Annotated in this window: 18 protein-coding genes and 1 tRNA gene; 2 read left to right on the top strand and 17 right to left on the bottom strand. The window is 71.3% G+C overall.

Annotated features, from left to right (window positions below):
- Positions 1 to 22: 22 nt before the first annotated feature.
- The 7 genes from AC07DI_RS19375 to AC07DI_RS19345 form a co-directional block, all read right to left on the bottom strand.
- Positions 23 to 95 (bottom strand) — tRNA-Ala (locus tag AC07DI_RS19375).
- A gap of 115 nt (positions 96 to 210) precedes the next feature.
- Positions 211 to 852 (bottom strand): histidine phosphatase family protein, encoded by a 642-nt coding sequence (locus tag AC07DI_RS19370; RefSeq protein WP_384260236.1) that lies wholly within the window; start codon positions 850 to 852, stop codon positions 211 to 213.
- Positions 849 to 1,292: a ribosome silencing factor gene (rsfS, locus tag AC07DI_RS19365; protein ID WP_384260238.1), complete on the bottom strand. Its 444-nt coding sequence runs from the start codon at positions 1,290 to 1,292 to the stop codon at positions 849 to 851. The genes AC07DI_RS19370 and rsfS overlap by 4 nt, the downstream gene beginning before the upstream one ends.
- Positions 1,293 to 1,390: 98 nt before the next feature.
- Positions 1,391 to 3,127 carry a LytR C-terminal domain-containing protein gene (locus AC07DI_RS19360; RefSeq protein WP_478905344.1) on the bottom strand — a complete coding sequence of 579 codons (1,737 nt, stop codon included), beginning with the start codon at positions 3,125 to 3,127 and terminating at the stop codon, positions 1,391 to 1,393.
- Between the two features lie 16 nt (positions 3,128 to 3,143).
- On the bottom strand, positions 3,144 to 3,782 hold the full coding sequence (gene nadD, locus AC07DI_RS19355) for a nicotinate-nucleotide adenylyltransferase (RefSeq protein WP_384260243.1): 639 nt from the start codon (positions 3,780 to 3,782) through the stop codon (positions 3,144 to 3,146).
- A gap of 67 nt (positions 3,783 to 3,849) precedes the next feature.
- The gene (locus AC07DI_RS19350; RefSeq protein WP_150184080.1) at positions 3,850 to 4,014 is read right to left on the bottom strand and encodes a hypothetical protein; all 165 of its coding nucleotides are present in this window, start codon (positions 4,012 to 4,014) and stop codon (positions 3,850 to 3,852) included.
- 86 nt (positions 4,015 to 4,100) lie between these two features.
- Complete coding sequence (locus tag AC07DI_RS19345; protein ID WP_478905564.1) at positions 4,101 to 4,451, bottom strand: hypothetical protein; 351 nt, start codon at positions 4,449 to 4,451, stop codon at positions 4,101 to 4,103.
- Between the two features lie 99 nt (positions 4,452 to 4,550).
- On the opposite strand from AC07DI_RS19345, the gene AC07DI_RS19340 reads away from it, so the two are divergent.
- The gene (locus tag AC07DI_RS19340; protein ID WP_384260246.1) at positions 4,551 to 5,642 is read left to right on the top strand and encodes a M48 family metallopeptidase; all 1,092 of its coding nucleotides are present in this window, start codon (positions 4,551 to 4,553) and stop codon (positions 5,640 to 5,642) included.
- Positions 5,643 to 5,671: 29 nt separating this feature from the next.
- Here AC07DI_RS19340 and AC07DI_RS19335 read toward each other — a convergent pair whose 3' ends face one another.
- The 5 genes from AC07DI_RS19335 to proB form a co-directional block, all read right to left on the bottom strand.
- The gene (locus AC07DI_RS19335) at positions 5,672 to 6,784 is read right to left on the bottom strand and encodes an SCO2583 family membrane protein (protein ID WP_478905343.1); all 1,113 of its coding nucleotides are present in this window, start codon (positions 6,782 to 6,784) and stop codon (positions 5,672 to 5,674) included.
- A gap of 113 nt (positions 6,785 to 6,897) precedes the next feature.
- Positions 6,898 to 7,506 carry an SCO2584 family spore wall biosynthesis protein gene (locus AC07DI_RS19330; RefSeq protein WP_478905342.1) on the bottom strand — a complete coding sequence of 203 codons (609 nt, stop codon included), beginning with the start codon at positions 7,504 to 7,506 and terminating at the stop codon, positions 6,898 to 6,900.
- Between the two features lie 82 nt (positions 7,507 to 7,588).
- Complete coding sequence (locus AC07DI_RS19325) at positions 7,589 to 8,881, bottom strand: glutamate-5-semialdehyde dehydrogenase (RefSeq protein ID WP_478905341.1); 1,293 nt, start codon at positions 8,879 to 8,881, stop codon at positions 7,589 to 7,591.
- Between the two features lie 82 nt (positions 8,882 to 8,963).
- Positions 8,964 to 9,443 (bottom strand): hypothetical protein, encoded by a 480-nt coding sequence (locus tag AC07DI_RS19320; protein ID WP_384260270.1) that lies wholly within the window; start codon positions 9,441 to 9,443, stop codon positions 8,964 to 8,966.
- A gap of 224 nt (positions 9,444 to 9,667) precedes the next feature.
- Positions 9,668 to 10,795 (bottom strand): glutamate 5-kinase, encoded by a 1,128-nt coding sequence (proB, locus tag AC07DI_RS19315; protein ID WP_384260254.1) that lies wholly within the window; start codon positions 10,793 to 10,795, stop codon positions 9,668 to 9,670.
- A gap of 286 nt (positions 10,796 to 11,081) precedes the next feature.
- Here proB and AC07DI_RS19310 point away from each other — a divergent pair, with 286 nt between their 5' ends.
- A complete protein-coding gene (locus tag AC07DI_RS19310; protein ID WP_478905340.1) occupies positions 11,082 to 13,181 on the top strand; it encodes a hypothetical protein in 2,100 nt (699 codons plus the stop codon).
- A gap of 150 nt (positions 13,182 to 13,331) precedes the next feature.
- Here the strand turns inward: AC07DI_RS19310 and obgE are convergent, their stop codons facing one another.
- The 5 genes from obgE to AC07DI_RS19285 form a co-directional block, all read right to left on the bottom strand.
- Positions 13,332 to 14,771, bottom strand: a complete 1,440-nt coding sequence (gene obgE, locus AC07DI_RS19305; RefSeq protein ID WP_478905339.1) for a GTPase ObgE — start codon at positions 14,769 to 14,771, stop codon at positions 13,332 to 13,334.
- A 168-nt stretch (positions 14,772 to 14,939) separates the two neighbouring features.
- Positions 14,940 to 15,194, bottom strand: a complete 255-nt coding sequence (gene rpmA / locus AC07DI_RS19300; protein ID WP_030564037.1) for a 50S ribosomal protein L27 — start codon at positions 15,192 to 15,194, stop codon at positions 14,940 to 14,942.
- A 14-nt stretch (positions 15,195 to 15,208) separates the two neighbouring features.
- Positions 15,209 to 15,529: a 50S ribosomal protein L21 gene (rplU, locus tag AC07DI_RS19295; RefSeq protein ID WP_365355698.1), complete on the bottom strand. Its 321-nt coding sequence runs from the start codon at positions 15,527 to 15,529 to the stop codon at positions 15,209 to 15,211.
- A 211-nt stretch (positions 15,530 to 15,740) separates the two neighbouring features.
- Entirely contained in the window at positions 15,741 to 17,093 is a 1,353-nt protein-coding gene (locus AC07DI_RS19290) for a phospholipase D-like domain-containing protein (protein ID WP_478905338.1), read from the bottom strand.
- A gap of 232 nt (positions 17,094 to 17,325) precedes the next feature.
- A partial coding sequence (locus tag AC07DI_RS19285; protein WP_478905337.1) for an Rne/Rng family ribonuclease occupies positions 17,326 to 21,035 on the bottom strand: 3,710 nt, incomplete at its 5' end.

The raw sequence follows: 21,035 nt of genomic DNA, 5'->3' as shown, positions 1-21,035 counted from the left end.
GGGGACGGGATTTCCGGGACTGTGGAGCTAAGGAGAATTGAACTCCTGACCTCCTGCATGCCATGCAGGCGCTCTACCAACTGAGCTATAGCCCCTGGTGTTCTTCCCGCTCGGCGGGCGAACAAGAAGAACTTTAGCCTGCGACCAGCCGGAATGTGAAATCCGGGGGTGGCCGCCCGCCGGAGCGGTTCCGAAGTGGTTCCGCAGGGCTCAGTCGTCGTCGCCGAGCACCGGTTCCGGCAAAGTGCCGGCGTTGTGCTCGAGCAGGCGCCAGCCGCGCGCGCCCTGGCCCACGACCGACCAGCAGCAGTTCGTGAGACCGCCGAGCCCCTCCCAGTGGTGGGGCTCAAGACCGAGGAGGCGGCCGATCGTGGTGCGGATGGTGCCGCCGTGGCTGACCACCACCAGCGTGCCGTTCTCCGGGAGCTTCTCGGCATGGCGCAGGACGACGGGAGCGGCGCGGTCGGCGACCTCGGTCTCCAGCTCTCCGCCGCCCCTGCGCACCGCTTCGCCGCGCTTCCACGCGGCGTACTGGTCGCCGAAGCGGGCGATGATCTCGTCGTGCGTCAGGCCCTGCCACTTCCCGGCGTACGTCTCCTGGAGGCCCTCCTCGTACGCGACGGGGAGGCCGGTGATCGCGGCGAGCTCACCTGCGGTGGCGGCCGCGCGCCTGAGGTCCGAGGAGACGATGGCGTCCGGCTTCAGGGAGGCGAGCAGACGGGCGGCGCGCTTGGCCTGGGCGACGCCCGTCTCGGTCAGCTCGATGTCCGTGGAGCCCTGGAAGCGGCGCTCCAGGTTCCAGGCGGTCTGGCCGTGCCGCCACAGGATGATCCGGCAGCCGCGGTTGGTCACCGCAGCTCACCGTCCAGGTCGGCCTCCTCCGCGGCCCGCTGCTCGGCGTGCTCGGCGGCCTTGCCGCGGGTCGCCTTGGCGTCCTCGGGCAGGTCGATCTCGGGGCAGTCCTTCCACAGGCGCTCGAGCGCGTAGAAGACGCGCTCCTCGCTGTGCTGGACGTGCACCACGATGTCCACGTAGTCGAGGAGGATCCAGCGGGCGTCGCGGTCGCCCTCACGGCGGACCGGCTTGGCGCCGAGCTGCTTGTTCAGCTGCTCCTCGATCTCGTCGACGATCGACTTGACCTGGCGGTCGTTGGGCGCGGAGGCGAGCAGGAAGGCGTCCGTGATCGACAGCACGTCGCTGACGTCGTACGCGATGATGTCGTGCGCGAGCTTGTCGGCAGCCGCCTGGGCGGCGACGGTGATGAGCTCGGTGGAGCGGTCCGTGGCGGTCACTAGTGAGCTTTCCTTCGGGTGGTGGATACACCCCCAGGGTCTCACGGACCACCGACAGAGCCCCAGACGATTACGTCACCGCCCCCGCACGGCCTCCCTCAGCCCTTCCGGTAGTCCTGGCCGAGGACCACGAAGACGTCGGCGTTCCGCGGCGTGCTGCCCTTGCGGACCGCGCTCGCCGGCAGGCCGAGGGTCTTGGCGACCTCGGTGGCCTGCGTCTTCTTGGCCGCGTCGGCGTAGGTGACCTGCGAGGTGGCCTCGGCCGTGCTGCCCGCGCCGCTGTCGATGAAGGTGTAGCCGCCGTTGACCAGGGTGACCCGGGCGTCCTGGGCCGCGGCCTTCTTCCCGGAGGCGTTCTTGACGCCGACCCGCACGGCCGCGCCCTTCTCCGGGCTCTTCACCGCGCCGCCGAGGACGTCCTTGACCACCGTGTCACCGGCCTGCTCGGTCAGTGTGCCGTCCTGCCGCACCGGCAGCAGCGTCGTTCTGTAGTCGCCGCCCTTCGCCCGGTCGGCGAGCTTGGCGAGGAAGGCGCCCAGGTCCTTCTCCTCAAGCGAGGGGTCGAGGATCTGCGCGAGTGACTGGACGGTGGTCGTGGCCGCCTGCGGGTCCGACGAGAGCTTGCGCAGGATGCCCTGCATGACCTGGCCGAACCGGTTGAGCTGGGCGGACTCGGCTTCGCCGGACGCGCGGTAGGTGGCGTATGCGACGGCCATCGGCCCGCTCAGGGTCTGCTGCTCGCCCTTCTTGACGAGGGGCGCCTCGCCGTTCTTCGCCTTGGGGTCGGGCACGTCGGTGTCCGTGTCGACGTCGATGTTCCCGACGAGCTCCACGAGGTTGTTCAGGTACGGGGTGTCCAGGCGCCAGGTGCCCTCGACCTCGGTGCCGAGCACCGTGTCGATCGCCTCGCGGGTGCCGGTGGAGCCGTCGTCGTCGACGGACTTGCCGAGCGTCGTCGGCGTACCGTCGTCGTCCGAGACGCCGAGGGAGTTGGGCAGCAGGACGGTGGCGCCCTGCTTGGTGGTGGCGTTGTTCACCAGGAGCGCGGTGGAGGTGCCGCCGCCCTTGGTGTTGTGCAGGTGGACGACGACCACGTCGCGCTTCTGCGGTCCGGACGCCGCGGCCGGGCCGCCCCCGCCGTCCGACTGGCCCGGCAGCTTGCCCGCGAACCACAGATAGCCGACGCCGCCCGCGACGACCAGCGCGAGCACCACGACCAGCGCGACGACCCTGGAGCGCCCGCGCCGCTTGGCCTCCTCGCGCCGCTCGGTGCGGCTCTCGGTGAACTTCAGCCAGTCGATGACGTCTTCGGAGTCCTCGTCCGGCTCCTCGATGAACGAGAACTGCTCGGTCTTGTACTCACCCGGCCGCTCGCGCCCCTGCTCCGGCTCGGGCTCCGGCTGAGCGACGGGGGCCGGTGGTTGCGCTTGCTGCGGCGCTTGCTGCTGCTGGGGGATCCAGCCGGTGTCCTGGACCGCCGCCGTGCCGTAGGGGGCGCCGCTGTTGTCGTACGAGGTTCCGCTGCTGTCGTACGAAGTCCCGGCGCTGTCGTACGAGGCCCCGGTGGTGCCGTACGCGTCGTAGCCCGTGCCGCCGGTGTACGGGCCGGCCCCGTAGGCCCCGGCGTCGTACCCCTGCTGCTGCCCGCCCGCGTAGGAGTCGTACCCGTACGCCTGCTGCTGAGGCACCTGCGGCTGCTGGGGCTGCTGCGGCCGCACCTGCTGGTACACCGGTCGCCCGTACTCGTCGTACCCGACGACTTCGTACTGATCAGCCGCGTACTCGCCCGCATACGGGTCGCTGCCCGCATAAGGGTCGTACTGTCGGTCGTTCACCGGTGCCCCTCTCGGCTCATTCGCCGCGGTACAGCTCACGCTTGTCGATATAACGCACCACGCCGTCGGGCACCAGATACCAGACCGGGTCCCCGGCGGCGACCCGCGCGCGGCAGTCCGTGGACGAGATGGCCAGGGCGGGCACCTCCACCAGGGAGACACCACCCTTGGGAAGTCCGGGGTCGGCCAGCGTGTGGCCGGGCCGGGTGACCCCGATGAAGTGCGCGAGGGAGAACAGCTCTTCCGTGTCCCGCCAGGTGAGGATCTGGCCGAGGGCGTCGGCGCCCGTGATGAAGAAGAGGTCCGTATCGGGGTTGAGGGCACGCAGATCGCGCAGCGTGTCCGTCGTGTAGGTCGCCCCGCCGCGGTCGAGGTCGATGCGGCTCACGGAGAACTGCGGGTTCTCCGCGGTCGCGATGACCGTCATCAGGTAACGGTCCTCGGCGGGTGACACCTGCTTGTCGCTCTTCTGCCACGGCTGGCCGGTCGGCACGAACACCACCTCGTCGAGGTGGAACTGCGCGGCGACCTCACTGGCCGCCACGAGGTGTCCGTGGTGGATCGGATCAAACGTTCCGCCCATGACGCCGAGGCGGCGCTTGCCGTTGCTCACCGGACCGGTCTCCGGACCGGTAGGCATGTCCTGCTCTCCCATGCGTGCAGACCCTACCGGCCCGGCGGACGGGCCCTGTTTCAGCGGTCCCGTTCGGGACGCTCCCCGCTCAGCGGTCCCGGTTGAAGCGGGTGGTGATCCACAGGAGGAGCAGGAGGACGACGAACGCGCCGCCGCCGGTGAGGAGAGGGCTGAGGCTTTCGTGGTTGCCGCCGTGCTCGCCGCCCTCGGAGGCGAGAGTGACCAGCTGGGCGGCGTTGCTGTGGAGGCTCATCTCAGGCAGGACCTATCCGGAGGTGGGATGGACATAAAGATTTCCGGCCCATCGTAAGCGGGGGGCTCGTTCCGCCTTACGCCGACTCAGCCGTTGCGGTGGTCGGCACTCTTGTCGGACGTGCTTTCCGGCGCACTGCGCGGTGTGCTGCCCGTACCCGCGCCGCCCGCGCTGTCTTCGCCGTCTTCGCCGCCCGCGCTGTCTTCGCCGGGCACGCCGTCCTTGCCTGCGCCGCGCGCGCCCTGCGGCATGTGCTCCACGCCGCGGACCGAACCGCTGTCGCTGCTCTGGCGGTAACCGCGCAGCAGGAACCAGCCGACCAGTACGCATCCGACGACCATGACGATCAGCACGATCCGCAGCAGATTGCCCGGACCCTGCCGCTCCGCGGCCTTGGCCGCCTCGGTGAGCCAGTCGGCTCCGGGGTTGTGCTCCATGACGGATGACTCCTTCTGTGTGCTGCCCTGTCACGGTATCTCCGCCTAGGCTGGGCCAAACCTCGGGGGCAGGAGGAGACGACACATGGGGGATGCGGCATGACCGACGACAACCACCGCGGGGACGGCGAGGGCCAGGAGCGCGTGCCGAGCCGGCAGCGCAGGCGCTTCCCCGGCATCTCGTCACGAGCCTACGAGCACCCGGCGGACCGCTCCGCCCTGGTGGCCCTGCGCAAGCTCAGCGGCTTCGACACCGTCTTCAAGGCGCTCAGCGGACTGTTGCCCGAGCGGAGCCTCAGACTCCTGTTCCTCTCGGACTCGGTGCGGGTGTCCGACGCGCAGTTCGCGCACCTCAACACCATGCTGCGGGACGCCTGTTACATCCTGGACCTGGAGAAGGTCCCGCCGATGTACGTCAACCAGGACCCGAACCCGAACGCGATGTGCATCGGCCTCGACGAGCCGATCATCGTCGTGACGACGGGCCTCGTGGAGCTGCTCGACGAGGAGGAGATGCGGGCGGTCGTCGGTCACGAGGTGGGCCACGCCCTCTCCGGCCACTCCGTCTACCGCACGATCCTGCTGTTCCTCACGAACCTCGCGCTGAAGGTCGCGTGGATCCCGCTCGGCAATGTCGCGATCATGGCGATCGTGACGGCCCTGCGCGAGTGGTTCCGCAAGTCCGAGCTGTCGGCGGACCGGGCGGGGCTGCTCGTCGGACAGGACCTCAAGGCGTCGATGCGCGGCCTGATGAAGCTCGCGGGCGGCAACCACCTGCACGAGATGAACGTGGACGCGTTCCTGGAGCAGGCCGAGGAGTACGAGGCCGGGGGCGACCTGCGCGACTCCGTACTGAAGATCCTCAACGTCCTGCCGCGCACCCACCCCTTCGCCACGGTGCGCGCCGCCGAGCTGAAGAAGTGGGCTGAGACCCGCGACTTCCAGCGGATCATGGACGGCCACTACCCGCGCCGCGACGAGGACAAGGACACCTCGGTCTCCGACTCCTTCCGGCAGTCGGCGTCGTCATACGCCGACGACGTGCGCAACAGCAAGGACCCGCTGATGAAGCTGGTCAACGACATCGCGGGCGGCGCGGGCGACCTGGGCGGCAAGCTGCGCGGGAAGTTCACCGGGCAGGGCGGCGGGGACGCGCGGAGTGATGACCGGCGGGACGACGGCGGCAAGTAGCCCCACGGGGCACGCTGCGAGCAGCCCCCCTACGACACCGCCGCCGACGACGTCGGGGCCGAGGCCGGAAGCGAGGGCTGTGCGGTCGCCGCCAGTGAGCCGCACAGCGCCGTCGCGTCCCCGGTCGCGTACGGATCGGTGCCTGCCGGGCCGCCCGCCTTCGCCTTCTGTCCCGCGAGCAGCGGCCGCAGCCGGCCCGCCGTGTCGGAGGCGCAGGCGAGCGGTCCCGCCTCGATGGTGGAGGTGATCAGCTCGGCCCGGTGCATCCGCAGGTCGTCGCGGTCGAAGCGGAAGTGCAGCGCGCGGCGGACGGTGAACAGGGACGCCTCGGCCCGGTCCTCGCCGGTGCTGCGGGCGACCGGCCGCAGCGCGTACACGAACGTGTGGTCCGAGATCACTTCGAGGGTGTTCTTGTCGGCCTCGGCGACCCGCAGCGTGCCGTCGGTCCTGACCCGCTTGTCGGCGAGCGCGGTCCGCGCCGGGTCGAACCGCACCAGCCAGCCGGTGGCCGCGTGCCGCCCGTCGGTCACCGGGCGGGCCAGGCTCCGGTCGAACTGGCGCAGTTGCTCCGGGTCGAGGAGGATCCGCACGGAGCGCGCCGAGTCGCCGGTGAGCACGTCCGGGTCGAGCGAGGACTCGACCAGGTAGTCCTTGGCGGTGATCAGCGCGGCCATCACCTGGCTGTCCGCGAAATGCGAAGTGCGGCGCACCGCGGGGAGGTTGATGCCGCCCGCGCCGATCCGGAACTGTGCGGCCGGGCTGTGCGCGTAGAGGTCGGCGACGCTTCCGGAGCCGGGCACGCGGTCCGCGGGGGCGAGCGGGACGACCGTCATGCGCAGCGGCTCGGGGTGCCTGGCCACCGGGGACTGGTACGGCTGTCGTACGCCCATGTAGATCGCCGTGCCGAAGGCGGCCGCGATCAGCACGACGAGGATCACGAGCTGCCGGGACAGGGTCTTGTGGAGTCCGGGGCGGCGGCGTACGGCCCGGGTGTGGTCGTCGAGACGCTCCTGCGCGGAGAATTCCTGGAGGCGGGCAGCGCGGACGAACGACTCGTCGAAGACAACCGATCCGTACTCGTCCTCGCCGCCGCCTGGGGCGCCCTCGGGCATCCCCGCCGGTGGATCTCCTGGACCGCCCATACCTTCAGGGTAGGTCTCCCGGCCGTCAGGTAAACGCCCTGGTACACGACAAGTTCCGACAACTCCTCACGGCCGGGTACGGCTGCGATGTGCCTGGCCGGGCGGGGTCGCGCTCACGGTCTGTGGGGTACCGCGGGCACCGTCGGCTGGCTGAACTCGGCCGAGTCGGAGGGGGCGGACGACACCTTTTCGCCGGTGCTCCGCCCGACCTCGGTCGAGGCGGGCGATGGCATCTGGTCCTGGCGGCCCGAGGCCCCGCGGTAGACGGCCGTGAAGGCGAGGGCGACCATGCCGATGCCCATCAGGAGGGCGAGCATCCACGCTATGGGGCGGTGCCAGCGGATCCGGCCGGGGTGGCGGCCCGGGCGGCCGTACGTCTCGATGAGGGGGTCGTGTTCGTAGGCCTCGTCGAGGTCGTCGTCCCGGCCGAAGACGCCGTCGTCGGGGCCGAAGCCGTCCTCGTGGAGCTCGTCGTCCGTCGCGTCGGCGCCGCGGCCTCGCATGCGGGCCCGGCGGGCCTCGGCCTCGGAGGCGTCCGCGCGTGCCTGCGCGGCGGCCAACAGCCGTTCCACGGCGGAGGGTTCATGGACTTCCGCGGCCCGCACGAAGTTCTCGTCGAAGACCACGGAGGCGAACTCTTCGTCCGCACCCCCGTGGTCGCGCTCGTCGTCGGGCTCCCAGCCGTCAGGGAACGACGGCGTGCCCCCCACGTCCTCCGGCACCCCTCCAGAGTAGACCTGGAGGGGGCAATTTGGGCAGCCGGTAAGGGAATTCGACCGGTACGGCGTTCAACCCGGCGGGCGCTCAGCGCACGTGGCCGTCGCCCGTCACGATGTACTTGGTCGAGGTCAGCTCGGGCAGGCCCATCGGGCCGCGCGCGTGGAGCTTCTGCGTGGAGATGCCGATCTCGGCGCCGAAGCCGAACTGGCCGCCGTCGGTGAAGCGCGTCGAGGCGTTCACGGCGACCGTGGTGGAGTCCACGAGCTGGGTGAAGCGGCGCGCGGCCCGCTGCGAGGTGGTGACGATGGCCTCCGTGTGCCCGGAGGTCCACAGCCGGATGTGCTCGACGGCCTGCTCCAGGGTGTCGACGACGGCGGCCGCGATGTCGTACGAGAGGTACTCGGTCTCCCAGTCCTCGGTGGTCGCGGGCACGACGGTGGCCTTGGTGGCGTCCGCGTACGTGAGGACGCGCTCGTCGGCGTGGACGGTGACGCCTGCCTCGGCGAGGGCGTCCAGGGCGCGCGGCAGGAAGGCGTCGGCGATGTCGCGGTGCACGAGCAGCGTCTCTGCGGCGTTGCAGACGCTGGGGCGCTGGGCCTTGGAGTTGATCAGGATGTCGACGGCCATGTCGATGTCGGCCTCGGCGTCGACGTACACGTGGCAGTTGCCGGTGCCGGTCTCGATGACCGGGACGGTGGACTCCTCGACGACGGTCCTGATCAGCGAGGCGCCGCCGCGCGGGATGAGGACGTCGACCAGGCCGCGGGCGCGCATCAGCTCGCGCACGGAGTCGCGGTTCTCGCCGGGGACGAGCTGGACGGCGTCGGCGGGCAGTCCCGCGCCGTGCACCGCGTCGCGCAGGACGCGCACGAGGGCCGTGTTCGAGGCGTACGCCGACGACGAGCCGCGCAGCAGGACGGCGTTGCCGGACTTCAGGCAGAGGGCGGCGGCGTCGACGGTGACGTTCGGGCGGGCCTCGTAGATGATCCCGACGACGCCGAGCGGGACGCGGACCTGGCGCAGGTCGATGCCGTTGGGCAGCGTCGAGCCGCGGACGACCTCGCCCACCGGGTCGGGCAGGGCGGCCACGTCGCGCACGTCGGCGGCGATGGCGCGGACCCGCTCGGGGGTGAGGGTGAGCCGGTCGACGATGCCCTCGTCGGTCCCGGCCTCGCGGGCGCGCTCGACGTCCTTGCCGTTGGCCTCGACGATCTCGGCGGTCCGAACCTCCAGGGCGTCGGCGATCGCGAGCAGCGCGTCGTCCTTGGCGGCGCGCGGCAGTGGCGCGAGCGTGGCGGCGGCGCCGCGGGCGCGGTAGGCGGCCTGGGCGACCGGCGAGAGGTTGTCGTAGGGCGAGACGGGAGAGAGCGACGTCATGCCCGCAGGGTAATCCCCCCGCCCTGGGCGTCCACCCGGCATCCCAGTTACCGAGACCGCCCCGCCGGGCCGGCACGACGGCTCAAAACGGGTGCACGCCCACCGGAGTGGCCGGTAACGGACCGTAGCCCTCGGCTATCCGCTGGTGATATGTGTCCCTGCCGATCACCTCGAGCCCCACGATCTCCCAGGGCGGCAACTGCGCGCTCTGCCGGTGCTCGCCCCAGAGCCGCAGGGCGACGGCGGCCGCGTCGTGCAGATCCCGGGCCTCTTCCCAGTACCGGATCTCGGCGTGGTCCGGCGCGTATCTGCTGGTGAGCAGGAAGGGATGGTCGTGGGCGAGCTGTTCGAGCCCTCGTCTGAGCTCGTCGAGCGGGGCCTCGGCGCCGGAGACGCTCAGCGTGACGTGCCAGAGGCGGGGCGTCCGCGCGCTCTCGCCCTCCCGGCTCTCGCCCTGGTCCCCCTCCCGCACCCCGTGCGGCTCGCTCTCGTACCTTGCCCCCGCCGCGACGCTCGTCAGCGTCCGCTCAGCCGAGCCGCGGGACGCCGCCCCTGGGCGCACTCGTCTCACGACGGCCTCCTCTACGCAATGGTGATGCAGATACGCAATGGTCGTGCGGAACTGTCTTCAACAAAGTTGAGCAGGCCAAGCCGTCCCGCGGGGCGGTTTTGGGGAGTTTCACCTCGCACGGGCCGGGCCGCCGTGGCCGTTCGCGGCGGTTTTCGGCCGAGGCTCGTGGGGCGGACGGGGCGGGCGGTCCGACGCGAGCTGGGACTTCTCCGGCCCTACCCGTGCAGCAGGACGAGGTCGTCCCGGTGCACGACCTCCCGCTCGTACGCAGGTCCGAGTTCGCGCGCGAGATCCCGCGTGGAGCGGCCGATGAGCAGCGGGACCTCCTTGGCGTCGAAGTTCACCAGGCCACGCGCCACCGCCCGCCCCCCGGCGTCCCGCAGCTCGACCGGGTCGCCCGCCGTGAAGTCGCCCTCGACCCCGGCGATACCGGCGGGCAGCAGCGACTTGCGCGCCTCGACAACCGCACGCACCGCGCCCTCGTCGAGGACGAGCGCGCCGCGCGGCTCCGAGGCGTGCTGCAGCCAGAGCAGCCGGTCGGCGGAGCGTCGGCCCGTCCGGTGGAAGTACGTGCCCGTGGCACGGCCCGTGAGGGCGTCACCGGCCTGGCTGGCGGAGGTGAGGACGACCGGGATACCGGCGGCGGCGGCGATCCGCGCCGCCTCGACCTTGGTGACCATCCCGCCGGTGCCGACGCCCGCCCTGCCCGCGCTGCCGATCTCGACGTGCGCCATGTCGCCGGGGCCCCTGACCTCGTCGACGCGGGAGGTGCCGGGCTTCGCGGGGTCGCCGTCGTAGAGGCCGTCCACGTCGGAGAGGAGGACGAGGAGGTCGGCGTGGACCAGATGGGCGACCAGGGCGGCAAGCCGGTCGTTGTCGCCGAAGCGGATCTCGTCGGTCGCCACGGTGTCGTTCTCGTTCACGACTGGCAGCGCGCCCATCGCGAGCAGCTGGTCGAGAGTGCGCGAGGCGTTGCGGTGGTGGGCCCTGCGGGCCATGTCGTCGGAGGTGAGGAGCACCTGTCCGACCCGTACGCCGTACCGCGCGAAGGAGGCGGTGTAGCGGGCCACGAGCAGCCCCTGGCCCACGCTGGCGGCGGCCTGCTGCCGGGCGAGGTCCTTGGGGCGCCGCGCCAGGCCCAGCGGGGCCAGGCCCGCGGCGATGGCGCCGGACGAGACGAGCACGATCTCCCGCTCGCCGGCGCCGCGGCTCTTGGCGAGGACGTCGACGAGGGCGTCGACACGGTCCGCGTCCAGACCCCCCGACGCGGTGGTCAGGGACGACGATCCGACCTTGACGACGACCCGACGGGCCTCTGCCACTGACTGCCTTGCCGATGCCACGCGCTTCCCCAAATGATCCCGGTGTCCCGGACCTGCACTCTCCGGACCTGCAATCTACGTGAGCCCGGGTGCGGCGCGCCCGGGTGTTTCGAGGGGCGGACCGCAACACGCGGCGCGCGCGGACGTATTTCAGTCAGAGGGGAAAAGTAACCTTGTGGTTCAGTCTCTTTGCCCCTTTATCCGGTGATTGACGTCACGGGAGATTGCTACCGGGCCACCGCACGTCATACGGTCAGTGGTCGACTTCCCCCCATTCCCCCTCCATCCCCGCCAGGAGCCCAAGCCCGTGCCCTCTGCCGGACTCGCACCCCGTCGCATCGTGCAGCTGACAGCGCTGTTCGCGATGTTCGCGCTCTTCGCGACACAGCTCGCGACCGCGCTGATTCCCTACGTCCCGGTATTCATCGCCGCGGCCGCCGCGAACCTCGCGCTCGACATCTATCTGCAGTACAAGCAGCCGGGCCTCCTCTCCCTCCTTGGCAAGATCCGCTTCGACGTCACGGTCCGCCAGCTGCTGCGCGACATGCTGATCCTGGTGGGCCTGCTGCGCATAGACGGCATCGAGCCGCTGGCCGAGCAGTCGCCGCTGACCATCGCGCTGCTCTCGTTCTACGCCCTGCACTTCGGCTGCCAGGCCGTCGCCGTGCTCGTGCGGCGCACCCGTACGCTGCCCATCGTCACGCGCAACATCGACACCTCCAAGCTGCACCTGACGGCCGCCCCGCCGCGGATCCTCTCCCGCCGCCAGGCCCACCGCCTCCTGACGTTCTCGGTGCCTGGCACGGTCGGCCTCCTCCTCACCTCCGCGACCACCGACGCGTACTGGGGCGGCATCGGACTCGCCGTCTCCATCGTCCTGATCGGCGCCGGCGCGCTCTACCTCGCCACCTGGCTGCTCCCGAAGAAGCGGGCGAAGAACGACCAGAAGGTCATGGAGTGGCTCGACGCGTGGCTCGCGGAGTACAAGCCGACCGTCGCCATGTACTTCTCGGGCGGCTCCACCTCCGCGTACCAGGCCAACATGTGGCTCTCCACCCTCTCCGCGCTCGACGGCAAGCCGCTGATCGTGCTGCGCGAGCGGTTCATGGTGCAGAAGATCGACGCGACCGACGTCCCGATCATCTGCTTCCCGAAGGTCGCCACGATGTTCTCCCTGGAGACGTCGACGCTGAAGATGATGCTGCACCCGGCGAACGCCGCGAAGACCTCCCAGGTCCTGCGCATCCCCACGATCAAGCACGCCTTCATCAACCACGGCGAGAGCGACAAGCTCTCCTCCTGCAACCCCTACGCGAAGGCGTACGACCAGGTGTGGGTGGCGGGCCCCGCGGCCCGCGACCGCTACCAGCTCGCGGACATCGGCGTCGAGGACAAGGACGTGGTCGAGGTCGGCCGCCCGCAGCTGTCCCCGATCCGCCCGTACTCCGGCCCGCCCACCGGGGCGTACACGACCGTCCTGTACGCCCCCACCTGGGAGGGCTGGGACGGCAACCCCGGCAACACCTCGGTGGTCCTGGCCGGCGAGAACATCGTCCGCGAGCTCCTCGCCGACCCGGGCGTACGCCTCCTCTACAAGCCGCACCCGATGACGGGCTCGCAGAACCCCGAGGCCGGTGCCGCCAACGAGCGCATCAAGGCGATGATCCTCGCGGCCAACGCCAAGCGCTCCGGTGCCCGGCCCGGCCCCGAGGCCGCCGCCGAGCTGACCCGCCGCACCGCCGAGCTGGACCGGCTGACCGCCAGATCCTTCCGCAAGAGCGCCGACGAACAGGAGCGGATGATGCTCCAGGGTTCGCCGGACGGCGACCAGCAGGCCGCGGTGGCCGCGGCGACGGCCGCGTGGGAGAGCGCGTTCTGGGTGTCCTTCCCCGAGTGGGAGCACCAGATCATCACCTCCGCGCGCCCCGCGATCTTCTCCTGCTTCAACCAGGCCGACCTGCTGATCAGCGATGTCTCCTCGGTCGTCTCCGACTGGCTGAGCAGCGCGAAGCCGTACGCCGTCGCCAACACGGCGGGCATGTCAGAGGCGGAGTTCCGCGCGAGCTTCCCGACGGCGTCGGCCGCGGCGATCCTCACCCCCGACGCGGGCGGCCTTGCGGCCCTCCTGACGTCCGTGCGCGCCCCGGAGCTCGACTCCCACGCGGAGGCCCGCGCCGAGCTCAAGGAGCACCTCCTCGGCCCCTCCGACCCGCCCTCCCTGACCCGCTTCAACGCCGCGGCCCTGGCCCTGTGCGCCCAGGCCGACGCCCGCCGCGCCCGCATGGGCCAGCGCGTCGACGCGGACATCCCCGGCCAGCGCGCCGCGGAGGAAGCGGCCGAGGAAATGGAACAGGACCCGACGGAACAGCCCGAACAGAACGGCGCGGAGGACTCGGTCACCGCGTGACCGGGCCGAACACCTGAGAAGGCCCCCGCCGAACACCTGAGAAGGCCCCCGGAGCTCTGGCTCCGGGGGCCTTCTCATCTATCCCTGTGCCGGGCACCTCGACGGAGGCAACACCCCGGCACCGCTCAAGGCGCCGCCACCGGCAACCGCCTAGAACGGCTCGAAGTCGTCGTAAGCCTTCTGCGCCTCGTCCCGCTCCGCCTCGCGGTCCTTGCGCCGCTGCGCGGCCGGCCGGGGCGCTTCGAGACGGTGGTCCTCGCCACGGCGTCCCAGCATCTCCGCGCCCGCCATCATCGTCGGCTCCCAGTCGAAGACGACCGCGTTCTCCTCGGGGCCGATGGCGACGCCGTCGCCGCTGCGAGCGCCCGCCTTCATCAGCTCGTCCTCGACGCCGAGGCGGTTGAGGCGGTCCGCGAGGTAGCCGACGGCCTCGTCGTTGTTGAAGTCGGTCTGGCGGATCCAGCGCTCCGGCTTCTCGCCGCGGACGCGGTAGATGCCGTCGTCCTCGCGGGTGACGGTGAAGCCGCTGTCGTCGACGGCCTTGGGGCGGATGACGATGCGGGTCGCCTCCTCCTTCGGCTTCGCGGCACGCGCCGCGGCCACCAGCTCGGCCAGGCCGAAGGAGAGCTCCTTGAGGCCCTTGTGGGCGACGGCGGACACCTCGAAGACGCGGTAGCCGCGCTCCTCCAGGTCGGGCCTGACCAGGTCGGCGAGGTCCTGCCCGTCGGGCACGTCGATCTTGTTGAGGACGACGATGCGCGGACGGTTCTCCAGGCCCGCGCCGTACTGCCGCAGCTCGGCCTCGATGACGTCGAGGTCGGAGACGGGGTCGCGGTCGGACTCCAGGGTCGCCGTGTCGAGTACGTGGACGAGCACGCTGCACCGCTCGACGTGGCGCAGGAACTCCAGACCGAGGCCGCGGCCCTGGCTTGCACCGGGGATGAGGCCGGGCACGTCGGCGACGGTGTAGACGGTCGAGCCCGCGGTCACCACGCCGAGGTTGGGCACCAGTGTCGTGAACGGGTAGTCCGCGATCTTGGGCTTGGCCGCGCTCAGCACGGAGATCAGCGAGGACTTGCCCGCGCTCGGGTAGCCGACGAGGGCCACATCGGCGACGGTCTTGAGCTCAAGGACGAGGTCGCGCTCCTCGCCGGGCACGCCGAGCAGCGCGAAACCGGGGGCCTTGCGGCGGGCGGAGGCGAGGGCCGCGTTGCCGAGGCCGCCGCGGCCGCCCTGGCCCGCGACGAAGGTGGTGCCCTGGCCGACCATGTCGGCGAGGACGTTGCCCTCCTTGTCGAGGACGACCGTGCCGTCGGGGACGGGCAGGATCAGGTCCTGGCCGTCCTTGCCCGAGCGGTTGTCGCCGGCGCCGGGCTGGCCGTTGGTGGCCTTGCGGTGCGGGCTGTGGTGGTAGTCGAGGAGCGTCGTGACGTCCTGGTCGACGACCAGGATCACGTCGCCGCCACGGCCGCCGTTGCCGCCGTCCGGGCCGCCGAGCGGCTTGAACTTCTCACGGTGGACGGAGGCACAGCCGTGGCCCCCGTTACCCGCGGCGGCATGCAGCTCGACGCGGTCCACGAAGGTGGTCATGGTTCGGTGCCTCCTGAGGGTCCCCCCACGCCTTCGGGGCAGAGGGGGCGTACGGAAATGTCTTAGCTGTAACACGCGAAAGGCGGACCCGCTTCCCGATCACCGGGAAGAAGGTCCGCCCTCGCACAACTCGCTCGACGAGCGCCTGATCAGTCAGTGAAGACGGACTCAGGCGACCGGAACGATGTTCACGACCTTGCGGCCGCGGTGGGTACCGAACTCCACCGCACCGGCGTCCAGCGCGAACAGGGTGTCGTCCTTGCCGCGGCCGACGCCCGAGCCCGGGTGGAAGTGGGTGCCGCGCTGGCGGACCAGGATCTCACCGGCGTTGACGGTCTGACCGCCGAAGCGCTTCACGCCGAGCCGCTGAGCATTGGAATCGCGCCCGTTCCGAGTGGACGATGCGCCCTTCTTGTGTGCCATCTTGTCTCAGTCCCTTACTTCGCAGCCGTGGGGATACCGGTGATCTTGATCGCCGTGTACTGCTGACGGTGACCCTGACGACGGCGGTAGCCGGTCTTGTTCTTGTAGCGAAGGATGTCGATCTTCGCGCCCTTGTGGTGGTCCACGACCTCGGCCTGGACCTTGATGCCGGCCAGCACCCACGGGTCGCTCGTCACGGCTTCGCCGTCGACAACGAGCAGGGTCGAGAGCTCGACCGTGTCGCCAACCTTGGCAGTGGAAATCTTGTCAACCTCAACGATGTCGTCGACAGCAACCTTGTGCTGGCGACCACCGCTGCGCACGATGGCGTACACGCGGATCTCTCTCTCGCTCGGAACGGGGCCCCCGCAGTCCAGCCGCCCACAGAGCGGGCAGCCTCTCCCGACCCGGAACGGCGTCCACGACGAACAGTGCCCGCGATTCGGAAGGAAAAAGGTTTACAGGGGGTGGCGGTGCATAGGAACACGCCGACGGTCAAGATTACGGGGCACACCCGGACGGGTCAAACCGGCCCTGTTCCCCCGCTCACCTGATCGCCTTCTCACCGTCCTGCGGCAGCGGCTTGACACCCTTGCACAGGTCCGTCCTGTCGGCACTGCCCGGCCAGGCCACCGCCCGCGTCCTGTCGAAGTGCGAGCGGTACGTGTCGTGCACCGAGTCGTCGTCGATCTTGACGATCGCCTCGTCGTTCTCGCGCAGCGCGGGCGCCGTGTAGTTCTGCGAGCCGGTGAAGGACACCTTGTTCCGCTTGCCGTCGTACACGCCGTCGACCAGCAGGTACTTCGAGTGGATGATGTAGGGCGTCGTGAGGGGCGTGCCGGGGTGCAGGGGGTCCCGGTCGTCGTTGAAGCAGCGCACCGAGGGTCCGCCCGCCTTGTGCAGCTGCTCCCAGGTGCCCGGGGTGCCGCCCTGGCTCTTGGCGCTGTCCGTCTCCGCGTACAGGATGCTCACCGAGCAGCCCGCCTTCTTCAGCGAGACGAGCTTGTCGGCGATCTGCTTCCGGGTGATCTTGAAGATCGCGGCGCGGACCTTCGTGTGGCGGGTGGCGCCCGCCGCGTCCTTGTACGTGCACTTCACGTTGTTCAGGACCGAGTACATGGTGTCGGTCTCGTTGACCGTGCCGTTGCGCGGGAAGAAGTAGGCCTTGTAGCGGCCGCTGCTGACCGTGCGGTAGTCCCAGTCGGCCCAGCGCTTGCCGAGCATGTCGGTGAAGTAGTCCGCGTACGCGTCGTACATGGCGGGGTTGTCCGGCAGCAGCAGCGCGTCGTTGTAGAACTTCGTGTGCGCCGACGGCGTGGAGTTCGACGTGGTCTGCACGACGACGTCCCTGGCGCCCTTGACCTGGGAGAACAGCCAGAACTTGTTGTGCATGATCGACTTGCCGTACGCCGGATTGCCCAGGCAGGACTTGTCCGTCGGACAGACCGAGACGAACGACGTCCTGCTCCGGTCCGTGCCGAGCGCGCTCTTCAGCTGGTTGTACGAGGGGTTCGTCGGCCGGTCCGTCCTGCTGGTCGAGTCCAGCAGGATCTGCACGTGCACGCCGCGGTTCTTCGCGGCGACGAGCGCGTCGACGACCGTGGCCTCCCACACGTGGTAGACCGCGACCTTGATCGTCGAGCCCGGCACCGCGGCATTCGTCAGCTCGACCAGCCGGGTGCGCACCGCGTACTGCTGGTCGACGGAGCCCTTGGGATCGTTGAAGATCGGCCCTTCCGTCCAGGTGGGCCCCGGCTCCGCCGATGCGGTCCCCACGGAGCCGGCGGCCTGGATGCCCGCCGCCGAGAGGACCGTGGCCAGCGCCACCGCCTGGCGGCCGCCCTTGACCGGTTTCACGGCACGGTGGCGTCCCGTGCCTCGCAGGCGCGCGTGCGCCATCTGTCATCCCTCCCCTGACGCACGCGCACCGTCTCCCCAACCGCACGCTCGCGCCTCACTGCGCTTATCAGACCGCATGAGTTTTACAGGTATCTCCCCGTGCTCCAAGGCAGGGGGGACCGCTTCACGCTTTCGGGGCGCAATATCCCGTTCGCGGGACAAACCGGGGTGACATGCCGGTGCCCCCTGCCCCGCGCGGACGCGGGAGAGGGGGCACCTGGTCGCGAAGAGGTCAGTCCTCGCTCGACGCGCTGGCGGAGACACCGGACGGCGTCTGCTCCGCCGCCGCGGCCTTCTTCGCCGTCGTCTTCGACGCCTTCTTGGCCGTCGTCTTCTTCGCGGCCGTCTTCTTGGCCGCGGTCTTCTTGGCGGCCGCCTTCTTCGCGGGCGCCTTCTTGGCCGCGGTCTTGCGCGCCGTCTTCTTGGCCGGGGCCGCCTCGTCGGCCGGGGCCTCGGCCTGTGCCCCGGTCCGCCCGGCGGGCTCGTCCGCAGACTTGTCCGCGGGCTTCTCGGCCGACGGGACGACCATGACGGCCGCCTCCTCGGACGCGGTCGGCGCGGTGGCCTTGCGGACCGCACGGCGACGCGGGCGGGGCGGCGCGGCGTCGGCGGCGGGCGCCTCGGCCACGGGCTCCGTCACCGGCTCGGCGACCGGCTCCGCCTTGGGCGCCTCCGCCACGACCACCTCGGCGGCCTCGGACGCGCTCTCGGCGGTCTTCGGCGAACCGGCGGGCGACGTCGCCTTGCGGACCGCACGACGGCGCGTACGGCCCTTCGGCGCGGCGTCCTCGGCGGGAGCCTCGGGAGCCGCTTCGGCGTGGGCCTCCTGCGCCGCCTCGACGGCCGCGGGCGAGCCCACCATCGGGTCCTCGACGGCCGGCGCCTCGGTGCGCGCGACCTCGGACTCGACGACCGGGACCTCGGCGTTCTCGGCCTCCGCCTTGGCTGCCCGCTCGGCCTTCTCGGCGGCCCTGGCCCGCCGGCCGGACTTCTTCGCCTTCGGAGCCTCCGCCTTGGGAGCCTCCTCCTTCGGGGACTCCTCCTGGGAGTTCTCCGCGACCGGGGCGGCCTCGGCGCGGGGGGCACCCGCAGGGGCCGATGCCCGCCGGGTCGCCCGGCGCCGCGAGCGGCCACCGCGCGAAGCGGCTGCCTCGGCCTCGGCCGCGCTGCTGTACAGCTCCTCGTCCGCGACGAACGCGGGCTCGGGCAGCGCCACCGGGGCGGCGGCCTCCGCCGCGACCTCGGCCTCGGTCTCGATGGCGTCGGAGCCGTCGGCCTCGTGCTCGTGCGTGTGCTCGTGACCCTGGTCCTGCTCCGGGCCGCCGCGCCCGCGCTTCTTGCGCTTGCCGCCGCCACCGGCGGAGGCGGGCTGCTCCATGTGCACGATGACACCGCGGCCGTTGCAGTGCACGCAGGTCTCGGAGAAGGACTCCAGGAGCCCCTGGCCGACCCGCTTGCGGGTCATCTGGACCAGGCCCAGCGAGGTGACCTCGGCGACCTGGTGCTTCGTACGGTCGCGCCCGAGGCATTCGAGCAGGCGGCGCAGGACCAGGTCCCTGTTCGACTCCAGGACCATGTCGATGAAGTCGATGACGACGATGCCGCCGAGGTCGCGCAGGCGCAGCTGGCGCACGATCTCCTCGGCCGCTTCGAGGTTGTTCCTCGTCACGGTCTCTTCGAGGTTGCCGCCCTGCCCGGTGAACTTGCCGGTGTTGACGTCGACGACGATCATCGCCTCGGTCTTGTCGATCACCAGCGAACCGCCGCTGGGCAGCCAGACCTTGCGGTCCAGGGCCTTCGCGAGCTGCTCGTCGATGCGGTACGTCGCGAAGACGTCGACCTCGGAGGTCCACCGGGAGAGGCGGTCCGCCAGGTCGGGCGCGACGTGCGAGACGTAGCCGTGGATGGTCTGCCAGGCGTCGTCGCCGCTGACGATGACCTTGGAGAAGTCCTCGTTGAAGATGTCGCGGACGACACGGACGGTCATGTCCGGCTCGCCGTACAGGAGGCTCGGCGAGCTCGTGGAGATCGCCTTCGCCTTCTTCTGGATGTCCTCCCACTGCCCCTGGAGCCGCTCGACGTCGCGGCGCAGCTCGTCCTCGCTCGCGCCCTCGGCGGCGGTGCGCACGATGACGCCCGCGTCCTCGGGGACGATCTTCTTGAGGATGGTCTTCAGACGCGCGCGCTCGGTGTCGGGGAGCTTGCGGCTGATGCCGGTCATGGAGCCCTCGGGCACGTACACGAGGTAGCGGCCCGGCAGGGAGACCTGGCTGGTCAGGCGGGCGCCCTTGTGGCCGATCGGGTCCTTGGTGACCTGCACGAGGACCGACTGGCCGGACTTCAGGGCGGACTCGATGCGGCGGGGGCCGTTGGCCATCCCGAGCGCCTCGAAGTTGACCTCACCGGCGTACAGGACGGCGTTGCGGCCCTTGCCGATGTCGATGAAGGCGGCCTCCATGGACGGCAGTACGTTCTGGACCTTGCCCAGGTAGACGTTGCCGACGTAGCTGGTGGCCTGCTCCTTGTTGACGTAGTGCTCGACGAGCACGTTGTCCTCGAGGACGCCGATCTGGGTGCGCTCGCCGTTCTGGCGGACGACCATCACGCGCTCGACGGCCTCGCGGCGCGCCAGGAACTCGGCCTCGGTGATGATCGGCACGCGGCGGCGGCCCTGCTCGCGTCCCTCGCGGCGGCGCTGCTTCTTGGCCTCAAGGCGCGTCGAGCCCTTGATGGACTGGACCTCGTCGGCGCCGGTGCCGAGCTCGCGCTCCTCCTTCTTGCGGGGCTCGCGGACCTTGACGACCGTGCGCTCGGGGTCGCCGTCGGCCGGCTCGCCCTCGGCGGAGTCACCGGCGCGGCGACGACGGCGGCGACGGCGACGGCTGCTGCTGGAGCCCGAACCGCCTGACTCCGCGTGCTCCTCGGCGTCCGCGTCCTCGTCGGCCTGCTCGGCGGTGTCCGTGGCGTCCTCGTCGGCCGACTGCTCGACGGCGTCGTCGGACTCGCCCGGCACGTCGTGCTGCTCGCCGTCCTGGTCGGCGGCGTCACCGCGACGGCGGCGACGGCCACCGCGACGGCGACGGCGGCCCTGGCGCTCGCCGGAGTCCTCCGTGTCGTCGTCGGCATCCGCCTGCTCGGCGGCGGGGGCGTCGATGTGGTCGTCCTCGTCGGCCTGCTGCTCATCGGCGGCCTTGACGGGCTCGCGCTCCTCGACGGCCGCGGGCTGCTCGTCGGCGGCCCGACGGCGGCGGCGCCGACGCGGGGCCGGCTCCTCCTCCACCACGGGGGCGACGGGCTCGGCGGGCTCGGGCTCCGCGGCCTCGGCGGCGGCCGCGGCAGCGGCGCGCTCCGGGGTCTGGAACATCGGCTCGGCGAACACCGGCGCCTGGAAGACGGCGACGGCGGGGCGGGGCTTGCGGCCGCCGTCCTCACCGGACTCGTCGGCGCCGCGGGCCTTGCGTGCCTTGTGGCCCGCGGGGGCGGAGAACCCGGCGGCGGCGGTCTTGCGGGTGGCTCGGCGACGACGCGGGGCGGGTGCCTCGCTGTCAGCGGCGGCCTCCTCGACGGGGGCCTTCTCGGCCGGTGCCTCGGCCGGTGCCGTCCCGGCGGCGGCCGGCTGCTCGGCGAGCTTCGCGGCCACCTCCTTCTCGGCGGCCCGCGGCGCACCGGCCGGAGCGGAAGCGCTACGGGTGGCACGGCGACGCGTACGACCCTTCGGCGCGTCCTCCTCGGCCACCGGCTCAGCGACCGGCTCGGCCTGCGCGGGGGCCTCCTCGACAGCGGCGGCCGTCTCCTCGGCTGCGGCCTGGGGCGCACCGGCCGGAGCGGAAGCGCTGCGCGTGGCGCGGCGACGCGTACGACCCTTCGGCGCGTCCTCCTCGGCCACCGGCTCAGCGACCGGCTCGGCCTGCGCGGGGGCCTCCTCGACAGCGGCGGCCGTCT

Source organism: Streptomyces sp. NPDC044106, from assembly GCF_056433985.1.
This window is presented reverse-complemented; position numbering and strand designations above follow the sequence as displayed.

Bases quoted from the DNA above. Each gene is read 5' to 3' on its own strand.
- nadD (WP_384260243.1), bottom strand. From the start codon at position 3,782: ATGGGAGAGCAGGACATGCCTACCGGTCCGGAGACCGGTCCGGTGAGC.
- obgE (WP_478905339.1), bottom strand. From the start codon at position 14,771: ATGACCACCTTCGTGGACCGCGTCGAGCTGCATGCCGCCGCGGGTAAC.
- AC07DI_RS19325 (WP_478905341.1), bottom strand. From the start codon at position 8,881: ATGACGTCGCTCTCTCCCGTCTCGCCCTACGACAACCTCTCGCCGGTC.
- AC07DI_RS19350 (WP_150184080.1), bottom strand. From the start codon at position 4,014: ATGAGCCTCCACAGCAACGCCGCCCAGCTGGTCACTCTCGCCTCCGAG.
- AC07DI_RS19335 (WP_478905343.1), bottom strand. From the start codon at position 6,784: ATGGGCGGTCCAGGAGATCCACCGGCGGGGATGCCCGAGGGCGCCCCA.
- AC07DI_RS19340 (WP_384260246.1), top strand. From the start codon at position 4,551: ATGACCGACGACAACCACCGCGGGGACGGCGAGGGCCAGGAGCGCGTG.
- rpmA (WP_030564037.1), bottom strand. From the start codon at position 15,194: ATGGCACACAAGAAGGGCGCATCGTCCACTCGGAACGGGCGCGATTCC.
- AC07DI_RS19290 (WP_478905338.1), bottom strand. From the start codon at position 17,093: ATGGCGCACGCGCGCCTGCGAGGCACGGGACGCCACCGTGCCGTGAAA.
- AC07DI_RS19345 (WP_478905564.1), bottom strand. From the start codon at position 4,451: ATGGAGCACAACCCCGGAGCCGACTGGCTCACCGAGGCGGCCAAGGCC.